The sequence below is a fragment of the Sulfurimonas hydrogeniphila genome (assembly GCF_009068765.1).
GTDB classification, from domain to species: Bacteria; Campylobacterota; Campylobacteria; order Campylobacterales; family Sulfurimonadaceae; genus Sulfurimonas; species Sulfurimonas hydrogeniphila.
On the sequence record NZ_CP035534.1, the window covers coordinates 540,094 to 552,834 of the forward strand.

The 12,741-nt window shown below is 35.4% G+C and carries 14 protein-coding genes; 8 read left to right on the forward strand and 6 right to left on the reverse strand.

Features of this window, described 5'->3' with window-relative positions; genetic code table 11:
* Positions 1-50: 50 nt before the first annotated feature.
* On the forward strand, positions 51-761 hold the full coding sequence (gene cmoA, locus ETP70_RS02890; RefSeq protein WP_151899769.1) for a carboxy-S-adenosyl-L-methionine synthase CmoA: 711 nt from the start codon (positions 51-53) through the stop codon (positions 759-761).
* Positions 762-764: 3 nt separating this feature from the next.
* Here the strand turns inward: cmoA and ETP70_RS02895 are convergent, their stop codons facing one another.
* Positions 765-1,019, reverse strand: coding sequence for a hypothetical protein (locus ETP70_RS02895; protein WP_151899770.1), 255 nt, complete (start codon positions 1,017-1,019; stop codon positions 765-767).
* Between the two features lie 25 nt (positions 1,020-1,044).
* Positions 1,045-1,686, reverse strand: a complete 642-nt coding sequence (gene nth / locus ETP70_RS02900) for an endonuclease III (RefSeq protein ID WP_151899771.1) — start codon at positions 1,684-1,686, stop codon at positions 1,045-1,047.
* A 62-nt stretch (positions 1,687-1,748) separates the two neighbouring features.
* Between nth and ETP70_RS02905 the strand changes: the two genes are divergently transcribed.
* The 3 genes from ETP70_RS02905 to ETP70_RS02915 are packed head-to-tail and all read left to right on the forward strand — an operon-like array spanning position 1,749 to position 5,469.
* The gene (locus tag ETP70_RS02905; protein WP_151899772.1) at positions 1,749-3,713 is read left to right on the forward strand and encodes a response regulator; all 1,965 of its coding nucleotides are present in this window, start codon (positions 1,749-1,751) and stop codon (positions 3,711-3,713) included.
* 58 nt (positions 3,714-3,771) lie between these two features.
* Complete coding sequence (locus ETP70_RS02910; RefSeq protein WP_151899773.1) at positions 3,772-4,602, forward strand: peptidylprolyl isomerase; 831 nt, start codon at positions 3,772-3,774, stop codon at positions 4,600-4,602.
* Positions 4,603-4,608: 6 nt separating this feature from the next.
* A complete protein-coding gene (locus tag ETP70_RS02915; protein WP_151899774.1) occupies positions 4,609-5,469 on the forward strand; it encodes a pyridoxal-phosphate dependent enzyme in 861 nt (286 codons plus the stop codon).
* Positions 5,470-5,556: 87 nt separating this feature from the next.
* Here the strand turns inward: ETP70_RS02915 and ETP70_RS02920 are convergent, their stop codons facing one another.
* The 4 genes from ETP70_RS02920 to ETP70_RS02930 all read right to left on the reverse strand — a co-directional run bounded on the left by ETP70_RS02920 (position 5,557) and on the right by ETP70_RS02930 (position 8,865).
* Positions 5,557-7,029, reverse strand: coding sequence for an ATP-dependent nuclease (locus tag ETP70_RS02920; protein ID WP_151899775.1), 1,473 nt, complete (start codon positions 7,027-7,029; stop codon positions 5,557-5,559).
* A 157-nt stretch (positions 7,030-7,186) separates the two neighbouring features.
* Positions 7,187-7,783, reverse strand: coding sequence for a hypothetical protein (locus tag ETP70_RS02925; RefSeq protein ID WP_151899776.1), 597 nt, complete (start codon positions 7,781-7,783; stop codon positions 7,187-7,189).
* Positions 7,784-7,842: 59 nt separating this feature from the next.
* Positions 7,843-8,019 carry a hypothetical protein gene (locus tag ETP70_RS12365; RefSeq protein ID WP_188110034.1) on the reverse strand — a complete coding sequence of 59 codons (177 nt, stop codon included), beginning with the start codon at positions 8,017-8,019 and terminating at the stop codon, positions 7,843-7,845.
* A gap of 96 nt (positions 8,020-8,115) precedes the next feature.
* Positions 8,116-8,865, reverse strand: a complete 750-nt coding sequence (locus tag ETP70_RS02930; RefSeq protein WP_151899777.1) for a hypothetical protein — start codon at positions 8,863-8,865, stop codon at positions 8,116-8,118.
* A 465-nt stretch (positions 8,866-9,330) separates the two neighbouring features.
* On the opposite strand from ETP70_RS02930, the gene ETP70_RS02935 reads away from it, so the two are divergent.
* The 4 genes from ETP70_RS02935 to yidD all read left to right on the forward strand — a co-directional run bounded on the left by ETP70_RS02935 (position 9,331) and on the right by yidD (position 12,741).
* The gene (locus ETP70_RS02935) at positions 9,331-11,907 is read left to right on the forward strand and encodes an ATP-dependent Clp protease ATP-binding subunit (RefSeq protein ID WP_151899778.1); all 2,577 of its coding nucleotides are present in this window, start codon (positions 9,331-9,333) and stop codon (positions 11,905-11,907) included.
* A gap of 69 nt (positions 11,908-11,976) precedes the next feature.
* Positions 11,977-12,111: a 50S ribosomal protein L34 gene (gene rpmH, locus ETP70_RS02940; RefSeq protein WP_013327469.1), complete on the forward strand. Its 135-nt coding sequence runs from the start codon at positions 11,977-11,979 to the stop codon at positions 12,109-12,111.
* 14 nt (positions 12,112-12,125) lie between these two features.
* Positions 12,126-12,437: a ribonuclease P protein component gene (gene rnpA / locus ETP70_RS02945; RefSeq protein ID WP_151901483.1), complete on the forward strand. Its 312-nt coding sequence runs from the start codon at positions 12,126-12,128 to the stop codon at positions 12,435-12,437.
* Positions 12,418-12,741 carry a membrane protein insertion efficiency factor YidD gene (gene yidD, locus ETP70_RS02950; RefSeq protein ID WP_151899779.1) on the forward strand — a complete coding sequence of 108 codons (324 nt, stop codon included), beginning with the start codon at positions 12,418-12,420 and terminating at the stop codon, positions 12,739-12,741. Before rnpA ends, yidD begins: the two co-directional genes overlap by 20 nt.

Here is a 12,741-nt window from a genome sequence, read left to right on the forward strand (position 1 = left end):
AATATCCTTTTTTTGCTCAATTATAGGCTTATTTTGATAAAATTCCAGTTATGAATGATAAAGTATTTACAAAACCGATAAAAAAACAGTTTGAATTTGATGAAGAAGTGGCAGCTGTCTTTGATGATATGCTCGAGCGGAGTGTTCCTTTTTACAAAGAGGCGCAAAAAATTACAGAATTTTTTGCACTGAAAAACCTGAATGAAAATGGGAGAGTCTATGATCTTGGCTGTTCAACCGCATCAACACTGCTGAGTATTCACAGAAAACTCTCAAACAAGGCAGAGCTTATAGGTCTTGACAATTCTGAAGCAATGCTCACGCGTGCAAGAAAGAAATGCGAAGCGTATGGTGCCGACATAAAAGTTTGCAATGCGGATATATTGAGCTATGATTATAAAGAGGCAGATGTTTTTATCAGTAACTATACTCTGCAATTTATTCGTCCTCTTGTTCGTGAAGAGCTGGTAAAAAAAATAGCCGTTTCATTAAAAAAAGAGGGTGTATTTATATTTAGCGAAAAAGTCATCTCTCATCATCCCAAACTCAACAAAGAGTTGATTGAATGTTATTATGATTTTAAAAAAGCGCAGGGCTATTCCGAGTATGAAATCATGCAAAAACGCGAAGCTCTGGAAAATGTACTGGTGCCTTACAGTGAAGAAGAAAATATAAAAATGGCATTAAATGCAGGTTTCTCTCATTGTGAAGTACTTTTACGCTGGGCAAATTTTGCTACTTTTATTGCTGTAAAAGAGTAGAACCTACCAGACGTTTTTTTCTGCTTTTGGCTGCTCTTTTTCACCAAAAAAACTTTTGACTTTTGCGCTGCTTTTTTTTATTTCTTTGCCCATTGTCTCATAGGTAATGATGTCATCATCTCCGCACTCTTTGTGATAATATCCCTGAAAATCGTAGTACTCTTTGCAGTCACTGTAGTATTTTGCAGAAATCCCGTGTTTGTTTAGACAGCCGTTAAAAAAAAGCATGAATAAAACTAATAAATATATGCGTATCATAATAATCTCCAAGCACTTTGCATACCTAAACTTTGAAACTCTCTTTTGTTCTGCAAAACTCTGTTAAAAAACATTCATCGCATTTAGGATTTTTGGCAGTGCAGATGTACCTTCCAAACAAAACCATTGCCTGATGGAGTACATGCAGGTCGGTTTTGAATTTTTTTACCAAAGTGGCTTCTGTTGCCTTGGCTGTTTTGTCATCGCTCAGACCAAGTCTGTGTGCGACACGAAATACATGGGTATCCACTGCCATTAGGTTCGCACCGGTATACTCTATCATCACAACATGGGCTGTTTTTTGTCCGACGCCTGCCAGGGTCTGCAGGTCTTTTTCATTCATTGGTATTTCACCGTCATACACTTCCGCAACACGTTTTGCCATGGCTATGAGGTTTTTTGCTTTGTTGTTAAAGAAGGAGCAGGTGTTAATAAGCTTTTTCACCTCTTCTATATCAGCATCTGCCAAATCTTGAGGCGTCGGATACTTTGCAAACAGGGCAGGAGTAATAAGGTTGACTCTTTTGTCGGTACATTGCGCTGAGAGTGCTACGGCAATTACCAGTTCATAGGCATTTTTATAATGCAGTTCTGTGACCGCATCACTGTAGCGCTCCATAAAGCGTTTTTGGATCTCTTGGATCTCTTTTTTCGTTGCTTTTTTCATAAATGTATTTTAGCAACTTATATGTTATAATCAAAGCAATGACTTTTAAAAAGGGGTAAAATATGGGCATATTTTCACTGTTTTCGAAACAAAAAAACACGCATGTGTATGATACAGGCAAAAAAAAGGAGACACTTTTTTCACAATTGGACAAAGATTTCTTTATTGAAGTGGCAGACAGCAGTGATACAATGATGCTCTATTTTTTACAAGGTGAAGGATGGATTGGTGCAAATAAAACTTTTTTCACTACAATGAATTATTTTGATATAAAAGATTTTAAAAGAGCCAATGAAAGCATTCGTGATATGTTTTTGAGTGAGAGTGAAGAGATTTTTACCGAGTCTGACAAAAGTTGGCTGGATTATATCAAAAAGTACAAAAGCGATGGTTACAGGGTAAATATGACTGATGCTAAGGGGCAACTTCTCAGTATTGAAGCAAAGTGTCACAGGTATTCAAAAAACATGAAGCTGTATATTTTGGAATTAAAAGATGTTACAGAGTTGGAAAAAGCACGTTTGCAGGTGAAAGAGGTTGAAAAGCTGAAAACAAAATTTTTGGCCAATATAGGGCATGAATTTAGAACTCCGATGAATGGTATTCTCGGATTTATAGAGCTGCTCAAAGAAACCAGTCTCAACGAACATCAAAATGAATACCTTGATATGATTGATTATTCTTCTAAAAATCTGATGAATAATATTGAAAGTCTCTTGGATTTGGCGCAGTTGCAAAGTGGGCGTCTTGCAGTGGAGTCAGAACCTTTTAATCTTCTTGTCGCAATGGAAAAACTCATATATACATGTTTTGACAAGGCAAGCAACAACGGGGTACAGGTTATGAGTTTTATAGACCCGAAATTGCCACAGGAACTTGAAGGTGATGCAAACAAAATTTTGCAGGTTATGCGTTCTATCATTCAAAATGCAATTAAATTTACACCGCATGGCGGCAAGGTTATTATAGAAGTAAAACTTTTAAAACGACTCCAAAACGGAGCCTGTTCTGTCGGTTTTAGTGTCAAAGACAATGGTCAGGGGATGTCTCAAGAACAGATATCTCTTATGGATGAACCTTTTACCGCAGGCAGTCATGCAGATGAGAGACTCGGCATAGGATTGAGCCTCTCAAGCGGTCTGGTACGGTTGATGGGATCAGAATTACGTATAAAAAGTGAATTAGACAACGGTACCTACGTGAATTTTGTTCTTGATTTTAAAGCTTCAAGAGGGCAAAACTACAAAATGATGCCAAATAAAAAAGCAAAAGTGCTTTTACTGGATAAAGAAAAAGTTGATGATGCCAATTTCTTAACGACCTATTTGCGTTCTTTTGCTATTGATGTGACAAAATCTTCCGAACTCAATGCTGATATTTATACAGATATAGATGAGCTTTATGTGGTAGGTGACCAGGGTGATTCATCGTGGATACTGGATCTGGCGACATATAAAAAGCAGGCACCTGTTGTTTTTCTTTTGGATGAAGATGAAAAACTGCAAACAAAGATGACACACATTATTGATGAAGTGATAGAAAAACCATTGCTGGCCAGTGTGATAGCCAAACATCTGTATATGGCAAACAGCTACAAATATACCAATGAAGATAAAAATGAACTTACTCTCAAAGATAAAACCGAGGCTTTGGTTGTGGAAGACAATCTTATCAATCAGCGTCTGATAAAAATACTCCTGGAAGAGTATAACATAGATGTTTCTACCGCCTCTAACGGACTTGAAGCGGTAAAAATGTATAAAGAGAAAAAATATGACATTATATTTATGGATATAGATATGCCGTATATGAACGGGATTGTTGCAACCAAAGAGATTAAAGATATGATGCTCCTAAAATCACAGGCGCCGATTGTTGCCCTGACAGCAATGGCAATGGAAGGGGACAAGGAGATGCTTTTGGAAGAGGGGCTTGATGATTATCTTTCAAAGCCGCTAACAAGAGACAAACTGGAGTATATTTTAGACAAATACCTTAAAATAAGCTATGAAAATGAATCTGTTTAATAACTATTAATATATTGTTATTAAACTTCTCTTTATCAATTTAGTAAGGAACTCTATAATGAATAAAATTACAATGCTATTATCTGCCCTGTTGTTGACAGGTTCAGTCGTCTGTGCAAAAACATTAGTGACAGTAAACGGAAAACCAATTACCCAAGAAGAAGTTGACCAGGAGCTGATGCAGGCGACACAGGGGCGTTTTAACCAGGTACCGGCTGATCGTCAGGCTGCATTCAGACAACAGGTTTTACAACAGCTTATAGGCAAAGAGTTGATTTATGATGATGCAAAAAAATCCGGTATCATCAACTCTGCGGAGTATAAGAATGAATACAATAAGCTTGAACAAAGAATGAAAAAAGAGCTTGCTATTCAGGTTTGGCAGAAGAAACTGCTTGACGGCATTAAAATTTCAACAAAAGAGTTAAAAGACTACTATAACAAAAACAAAGAAGAATTTAATGAAAAAGAGAGCGTGCATGCCCGCCATATTTTAGTAAAAACCAAAGAGGAAGCAGAAAAAATCATTGCGCAGTTGAAACATTTAAGCGGAGAAAAACTCAAAGAAAAGTTTATAGAGCTTGCGAAAAAAGAGTCAACAGGGCCTAGCGGATCAAAAGGCGGAGATCTTGGATATTTCAGTAAAGGGCAAATGGTACCTGCTTTTAATGATAAAGTTTTTTCTATGAAAAAAGGCGAAGTGACATCAGAGCCGGTTAAAACACAGTTTGGATACCATGTTATTTATGTGGAAGACAAAAAACCTTCATTGACACGAAGTTTTGATGAGGTAAAAGCATTTATAGAACAGCGTCTGAAAATGGAAAAATTTAAAGCTGTTATGAAGAAAAAAATGGATGAACTGCAGAAAAAAGCATCTATTAAGTAGTTAGGCATGCAAAACTCTCCTCTTTCTAAAATTATTTTAGAAGAGAGAGAGTTTTTTGTCAAACGCGATGACCTCATTGACCCCTGTTTGGCAGGGAACAAATACAGAAAACTCTACACGCTCTTAAATACTCCAGACAACATTTATGATACGCTGATATCCTACGGCGGAACACAGTCTAATGCTATGCTGGCGTTGGCCGCCTTGTGTCAGAAAAAAAAATGGAAATTTCTTTACTATACAAAAAAACTCTCTGCAACACAAAAAGAGCAAGGCAGCGGAAACTATGCGCATGCGCTGAAATTAGGTATGCAGCATAGAGAGATAGAAAATGATTTTTATAAAGAGTTTATTGCTTCTTTGCGCTTACATGTAAATGCAAAAACCTGTTTTGTTGATCAGGGTGGCGCAGTACAGGAAGCAAAAACAGGATTGGAAGTTTTAGCGCAGGAGATACAGGAACAAAGCAGAGACTTACATGTAAAGGCAGTCGCAACACCTTCCGGTACAGGGACAACAGCACTTTTTTTAGCACTTGCTTTACCTGAGTACAGAGTTTATACAACACCCTGCATAGGGGACAGCAGCTATCTCAAAAAGCAAATGCGTGCTTTGGCAGAAATTCCGGACAATCTTGTTATCCTGGAACCAAAGAGAAAATACCATTTTGCAAAACCCTATAAGGAGTTTTATGAGATATACAAGGCTTTACATGTAAAGGGAATTGAGTTTGATTTACTTTATGCTCCGGCAATGTGGCAGGCACTTTTGGAACAAACTGATGAAAAAATTATGTATATACATAGCGGCGGAGTGAGCGGTAACAAAAGTATGCTTGCTCGTTATGAGAAAAAAGGACTCATATAACGGAGGCGCGGTGAGCGGATAACGACTGAAGATAGCCAATACATTGCCGTTAGGTAATTTATTGGATACTCTGTTTTGTTATACTTTTCATGAAAGCTGTTTTTTTAAAAACAAAGAAATTTTATCTAAACTCACTCTGTCATTTTCAAATAAATAAGCAACAATAATCTCTACAATTTCACTTCTACTTTTATTTCTAGCTCTTAATTCAGTATCAATGTGATTGTAAAACTTTTTACCATTGTTGTCTTTTGTAGTAGCTACTTCTGTTTTATATTCATCAATTATAGTTTTAAGACTTTTTTGATGAAAAATAAAATCATTTAATTCTCTAAATAGTTTATGGTCAACATTATCATATAGTTTAGATTTTAGATATTTTTCTAAACTTTCAATTGGTAAATAATTCAATGGAATATTGTTTGTTATCCCTTGCTTAGTAATATACTTTTGTGCTTCTTTTTTAACATCCCCATCTAGCACAATAGAAATACTTGAAGTTTTACCAATTAAATTACTAGCCACAACTTCTTGTGCTAAATCTATAACATTAGTATATCCTCCACAAGGAAGAATATGAATAAGTCGATTTGAATGTAGTTTTTCTTCTTTTAGTATTCTTTTAATAATCTCTTTTGCTAAGTCATCTTCAACAAGTATTACATAATCATATCCTGAATGGTCGTAAAGTATTCTTGTCGCATATGAAGGATAACAAGGATTTAATACTTCTAAACTATCATCTGCATATCTTTCAAGAAAAAAGATATTTTCAGGTGTAATACCACTAATAAGTTCTATAGAGTGAGTAGAAAAATAAATTGCATAATTATATTCAATAGCAATTTCTTTTAAAAATGCCACTAATCTTTTTAAAGACGATGGATGCAAAGCCAATTCAATTTCATCTAAAAATAATATACATGGTTTTAATAAACTAGCTCTATCACTATTTCTAATATTAATAGAATTTAGAACACTGATTAAAAGGTTTTCTCCAGTAGACATGTGAAACTGACTAATTCTTTTACTTCCTTTTTGATAATAAAAAATATCACCACGAAAATTAACTTCAGAGCCTGCATTAGAATTATTTAATTTAAAAACTTTATCATAAAAGCTTATATTATTATGCAGTATTTTTCCTAAGTTTTCGCGAATAAAATCATCAACATTTTCAAGTTCTTTATTACCAATTTTATCTAAACTTTTCAATGTTCTATAATCTGTATTTTTAAATCTGTTTCCAAAAATTATTGAGCCTTCATAAAATCCTTTAACATTCATTTTTCCATCTGAAGACTGTTCCCATTTACCATTGTTTTTTTTCCATGCACGAGTTGCATTATTAAGAGAAAATTTGATAAATGCATCATCATCAGTTTCACCAAAATAGTCATTCATTGGCATATTAAAAAATACACTGGAAGCACATGTTACTAAAGTACTTTTACCAGCACCATTTTGACCTGTAATTGCATATAAACCTTTATCAATAGGTAATTCTATTTCAAGATTATTGATAGATTTGATTTTGTTAATTGATATTTTCAATTTCATATATATTTCCATTTATTTATTTTTTAGGATAACGGAGGCGCGGGTGTTCAACCCGCGCCTCCGTTATCCGGTCACGTAGTGAGCGGATAACGATTGTCGTGAGCAATAATTTTCCCGTTAGAGTCAATTATTGATCTCCTCGTACTTGTTATATCTTTTACTTTTTCTGGTGCATGCATTGGCTTAAATCAGAATTATCCATTTTCACATAACCTTTAGCAACTATATAATATCTAGAAAACTGATTTGCAAAACACAATATTAAGGATGTTGCTTCTTTTAAATCTATTATAGGTGTAATTCTTTTTGGTTTTTTTGCATGTCCACCATGTCTAGCATTTATACCTAGAACAACTGGATTATTACAGGCAGATGTAAAGCGTTCTAAATCTTTTAAGTTAATTAATGATTCCAATGTAATATCAACCTCTTTAGAACCATATTTTATTGTATCTACAATCTTGTACAATGTATTCCATGTTAGAATTTTATCTGTAAAACTATTGCTTGAAATCACTCCTGCTTGAAATAATAATGTTCTAATAACAAAATCTATTTTAGAGATATTAAATAGTGTTGCGTCGAATGTAGATGGGAGCTTAATCTTAGGATTATTCGTATAATATTCTTCATTATGCAGAAATGGATATTCTTCTATTGAATCACTCCATAAAGACATGCCATTATTAGGTTCTATTCCCAGTTCTTTATTCTCAATATGGTAATTAGAAAATTTAATATTTGGTGGAGTCATTTTTGAGGAAACAAAGATAGCTCCATTAAAAAGAATATTTAAGCTAATTAATCGTTTATTTAATTCTTCTTTTTTTTTAGTCCTTCAATATGAGGGGAATAAGCTGAAAATATAATTTGATCTAAATGGTCATAGTCAAAAGTTAAGTGTAAGTCATGTGATTTCCAACTTTGTGTCATACCTCTAAGATAGATATGATGGTCTAGAATAATTTCAATTTCACGTGTGTCTATCATTGTGCCTCTCTTTAGCTGATAATGTTTTTTAAGTGATATAACAAAAAGTGGGTGGCACGTTTAGGGCTCAGCTACGTTTTGTTATATCTTTTACATTTAATTATAATCTTTTATAACTTTATATGTAATATTCATATTTGTTGCTTTTAAGACTTTGATTCGTAGTCCTTTGAAACCGATTATTGTTTTTCCATCTTTTTCTAACTCGTATTCAATATCTTGCGTAAATGCTGGTCTTGCCATATTGTCTTTAAATTCTCTAAATGAGATTTTTATAAGATTTCCTTTTTTACCTTGATATAAAGCTACATATTTAAATGAGTCTTCTGTATAAATAGGTTTAGATTTTTCCAATTTATATTTAGTTGATTGATCTAATTTAACAAAATCCTTACTCCCTTGTGTAGTCAAATATGTAAAAGTATTATCATTGTTCATATCTATTAAACAATCATAAGGAGAATAACACATTGCATTTTTTCCTTCAACATTTCTTAATAAGTGCCATGAATCGTATGGATAGAGCGTTTTAGTGACTTTGACTCCCAATGAAGTGACTGGAAGAGTTTCTGATGAATCGATACTGATTCCATATCTACTACCTTTTGCGACACCTTCTAAAATTACTTTCTGTGTTGTTGGATTTATCAAATAAGACTTACTATACATATTTTGTCCTATTTCAGCTGTAGTAATTTTATTTAACTTAGGATCTCGTATTACAGTTCCTGGACCATTTGGATCCACAATATGACGAATTGATGGATTTATTTGTGGACCGCTACTACACCCTACTAACATCAATGTCCCTGCAATCGCGAATGATACAATTAACTTTCTTTCCATTTTATTTTACTCCAAAAATTCAATTTACCTAATTTACATTTATAAATAGGCATATTCAAATTTCCAGATAATGTGGCTTCTTGGATATAACTATTCTATCAACGAACATTATAACACAAATGACTCATATATTAAAAAATAAATGAACACCAATAATGTTAGTTTATTGGAAATTTTATTGTGGTTTGTCATGTTTTTGATGATTTATGAAAATAATGACTGTTATGCTTAAAAATAAAGTGTGCTTTTATTGCTGAATTGACTAATATTTGAACAAAGTGTTTGTTCCTTTAGGTAGGAGAGATTATTATGAGTGCTAAAAAAATCTAATGAATGATTTTGCTTAACTTCCTTGACAAATAAAGACTCAGGTCGGTATAATTGTAACGCTTTGCAACTAAAGTAGCAAAATGATATTTTGCAAAAAGGTATACTTTCAGCATAAATAAAAAAAAGGATTGAGAGATGAATAACATTTTTGAGAAACTAACACATAATATGACAGAGGCGATTGAGAGTGCGTTGTCTTTAGCTTTACATAACAAAAATCAGGAAGTGACACCGGTACACTTTTTGTGGGCACTTTTAACAAATTCGGATTCTGTACTGAACCAAATGTTTAACAAGTTGGGTATAGATAAAGTCGCAATGGAATTAGATATTAAAAGTATGGCAGAAAAACTGCCAAAATCTTCAAGTGTGACAAAAGAAAATATCAAACTTTCCCAGGATTTTGTACGAACACTTGAAAACGGTATAGGTCTGATGACAAAAAACGGAGATTTTTATCTTGCTGTAGATACATATATATTAGCAAATTTAAATACAGAGCCGTTTTCAACAATACTGCCAAAATATGTTGATGTCATGCAGTTGAGCAAAGAGCTTGAAGCAGCTCGCGGCGGTGCGAAAATTGATTCGCAAACAGCGGATGAAACATTAGAGGCACTTTCCAAGTATGGTATTGACTTGACAAAAGAAGCAGCGGAGGGAAAACTCGCACCGGTTATCGGACGTGATGAAGAGATAGCACGAACAATGCAGATTCTGATCCGTAAAACGAAAAACAACCCAATGCTTCTAGGAGAGCCTGGGGTTGGTAAAACAGCACTGGTTGAAGGACTTGCACAGAGAATTCAAAGTGGCAATGTTCCAACTTCTTTACAGAACAAGCGTGTGGTTGCGCTTGATATGTCGGCATTGATAGCCGGTGCAAAATACCGTGGTGAGTTTGAAGACAGACTCAAAGCGGTTATAGATGAAGTCAAAGAAAACGGGAATATTATTCTGTTTATTGACGAAATTCATACTATAGTCGGTGCCGGAGCATCAGAGGGTTCAATGGATGCGGCAAACATCCTGAAACCTGCGCTTGCCCGTGGAGAACTCCATACTATAGGTGCAACGACGCTCAAAGAGTACAGAAAATATTTTGAAAAAGATGCTGCATTGCAACGCCGTTTCCTGCCGATCGCTGTGGATGAACCGAGTGTAAACCAGTCACTGCAGATTCTTCGCGGAATCAAAGAGAGATTGGAAGCTCACCATAATGTGAGTATTGCAGACAGTGCATTGGTCGCTGCGGCAAAACTCTCTGACAGATATATAGCAGACAGATTCTTGCCGGATAAAGCGATCGATCTGATCGATGAAGCAGCAGCGGAACTCAAAATGCAAATAGAGTCTGAACCAAATGAACTGAGTGCTGCAAAACGCAAGCTCTCAGAGCTTATGGTTGAAAAAGAAGCACTGAAGATGGAAGAGACACCTGCGAATAAAAAGCGACTTGAAGAGATAGAAAAAGAGTTGGCTGATATTGAAGAAAAAGTAAGAAAACTTGAGTCTCAGTTCCAAACAGAAAAAGAGGTGTTTGAAAAAATCTCAGCTATTAAAGCTGAAATAGAAGCAAAACGCCGTGAAGCAGAGCTTGCAAAAAGCCGTTCTGAATTTAACCGTGCTGCAGAAATTGAGTATGGAGAAATTCCAAAACTCATTGAAGAAGAAAAAGCCTTAAATGAGCAGTGGAACAGAATGCAGGCAGAGGGAACTCTCTTGAAAAATTCTGTTGATGAAGAGTCGATTGCTTCTATTGTCAGCAGATGGACAGGTATTCCTGTAAATAAAATGCTGCAAAGCGAGAAAGACAAGATCCTGCATGTCGAAGATGTGCTGAATGAAACGGTTGTAGGACAGTCACAGGCGACGCATGCTGTTGCTCGTGCTATTAAACGCAACAAAGCAGGTCTGAGCGACAAAAACAGACCTATAGGCAGCTTTATGTTCCTTGGGCCAACAGGTGTCGGTAAAACACAGACTGCAAAAACTTTGGCAAAATTCTTGTTTGACTCTGAGGATGCGCTCATTAGAATTGATATGAGTGAATATATGGAAAAACATGCTGTGTCACGCTTGGTCGGTGCAGCTCCTGGATATGTCGGCTATGAAGAGGGAGGACAGCTTACAGAGGCTGTAAGAAGAAAACCTTATTCTGTTGTACTTTTTGATGAAGTGGAAAAGGCACATCCTGATGTGTTCAATATGCTTCTTCAGGTGCTTGATGACGGGCGTTTGACAGACAACAAAGGTGTTACGGTTGATTTTAGCAATACTATTATCATCCTGACATCAAATATTGCAAGTGACAAAATTATCACTCATTCAGGAAGTCCTGAACTTGAAGGCATGGTTATGGCCGAACTCAAAAAAGCCTTTAAACCTGAATTTTTGAACAGACTTGATGAAGTGGTAATCTTTAATGCGCTTGGCAAAGAACAAATTAAAGGGATTGTCGATATATTCTTTAACGAGATTGTCAACAAAGTTAAAGAGAGAAATATTGAACTTTCTTTAAGTGAAGAGGCAAAAGAGTATATTGCAGAAGCCGGATTTGATCCTGTATACGGAGCACGTCCGCTCAAACGAGCATTGTACGAAATTGTGGAAGACCGTTTGGCTGACTTGATTCTTGAAGGGACAGTGAAAGAGGGCTCTCATGTTGAATTTACCGTTGTAAACGGTGAGGTGGAAGTTAAGGTTTCTTAAGAATCTTAACCACGCTTTAAGTAAAGTTTTTGTAAACTTCCGAACTTAAATCAGATAAGGATATGTCGAATGAAAAGAACATACCAGCCACACAATACACCTAGAAAGCGAACACACGGTTTTAGAGCCAGAATGGCTACTAAAAATGGTCGTAACATCATTAATCGTCGTCGTGCCAAAGGTCGTAAAAAATTGACAGTATAGGCGGATTCAACACACTGAAACTCCATAAAGAGTTTCAATATGTTTACAACAAAGGAAAAAACCAACATTCTCAGAGTGTTGTCCTCTTTTTCCTTCCTCAACCAGGAGTACGCAAAGTAGGTTTTACCGCCACCAAAAAACTTGGCAATGCGGTAAAGCGTAATCGGGCGAAGCGCCGTCTTCGTGCGCTTTTTTGTGAGTACTCCTATTCACTAAAAGACGGTATCTATGTATTTGTTGCAAAAGCGGCAATCTTTGACGCACCATTTGAAAAACTCACCAATGATTTCCATAAAGTATTAACCCGTGCGAAAACTTTTACTTAAGCTTTTATGGCTCTATCAGAAATTTTTTACACTTATCGGCTATGGATCATGCCGCTATTATCCTACATGTAGCGAATATGCACGTATAAATTTCGAAAATAATTCAATTTCAAGTGCTTTTTACCACTCTTTTACTAGAATACTACGTTGCAATCAATTTTTTGACGGCGGAATAGAGTATCCACTCCTGGACAAACTCTCTTTAGAGCCCGCTAAACTTGAAATTGATACTGTAAAATATTGGTTGGTTCCAAATAAAAAAAACCGCTATTACATCATAAAAAATTTTTTATATAAAGGGTAA

Coding starts and splice junctions, on each gene's coding strand:
- ETP70_RS02910 (WP_151899773.1), top strand. CDS start 3,772: ATGAATAAAATTACAATGCTATTATCTGCCCTGTTGTTGACAGGTTCA.
- ETP70_RS02925 (WP_151899776.1), bottom strand. CDS start 7,783: ATGACTCCACCAAATATTAAATTTTCTAATTACCATATTGAGAATAAA.
- ETP70_RS02935 (WP_151899778.1), top strand. CDS start 9,331: ATGAATAACATTTTTGAGAAACTAACACATAATATGACAGAGGCGATT.
- ETP70_RS02915 (WP_151899774.1), top strand. CDS start 4,609: ATGCAAAACTCTCCTCTTTCTAAAATTATTTTAGAAGAGAGAGAGTTT.
- ETP70_RS02895 (WP_151899770.1), bottom strand. CDS start 1,019: ATGATACGCATATATTTATTAGTTTTATTCATGCTTTTTTTTAACGGC.
- ETP70_RS02905 (WP_151899772.1), top strand. CDS start 1,749: ATGGGCATATTTTCACTGTTTTCGAAACAAAAAAACACGCATGTGTAT.
- ETP70_RS02930 (WP_151899777.1), bottom strand. CDS start 8,865: ATGGAAAGAAAGTTAATTGTATCATTCGCGATTGCAGGGACATTGATG.
- cmoA (WP_151899769.1), top strand. CDS start 51: ATGAATGATAAAGTATTTACAAAACCGATAAAAAAACAGTTTGAATTT.
- ETP70_RS02920 (WP_151899775.1), bottom strand. CDS start 7,029: ATGAAATTGAAAATATCAATTAACAAAATCAAATCTATCAATAATCTT.
- ETP70_RS12365 (WP_188110034.1), bottom strand. CDS start 8,019: ATGATAGACACACGTGAAATTGAAATTATTCTAGACCATCATATCTAT.
- nth (WP_151899771.1), bottom strand. CDS start 1,686: ATGAAAAAAGCAACGAAAAAAGAGATCCAAGAGATCCAAAAACGCTTT.
- rpmH (WP_013327469.1), top strand. CDS start 11,977: ATGAAAAGAACATACCAGCCACACAATACACCTAGAAAGCGAACACAC.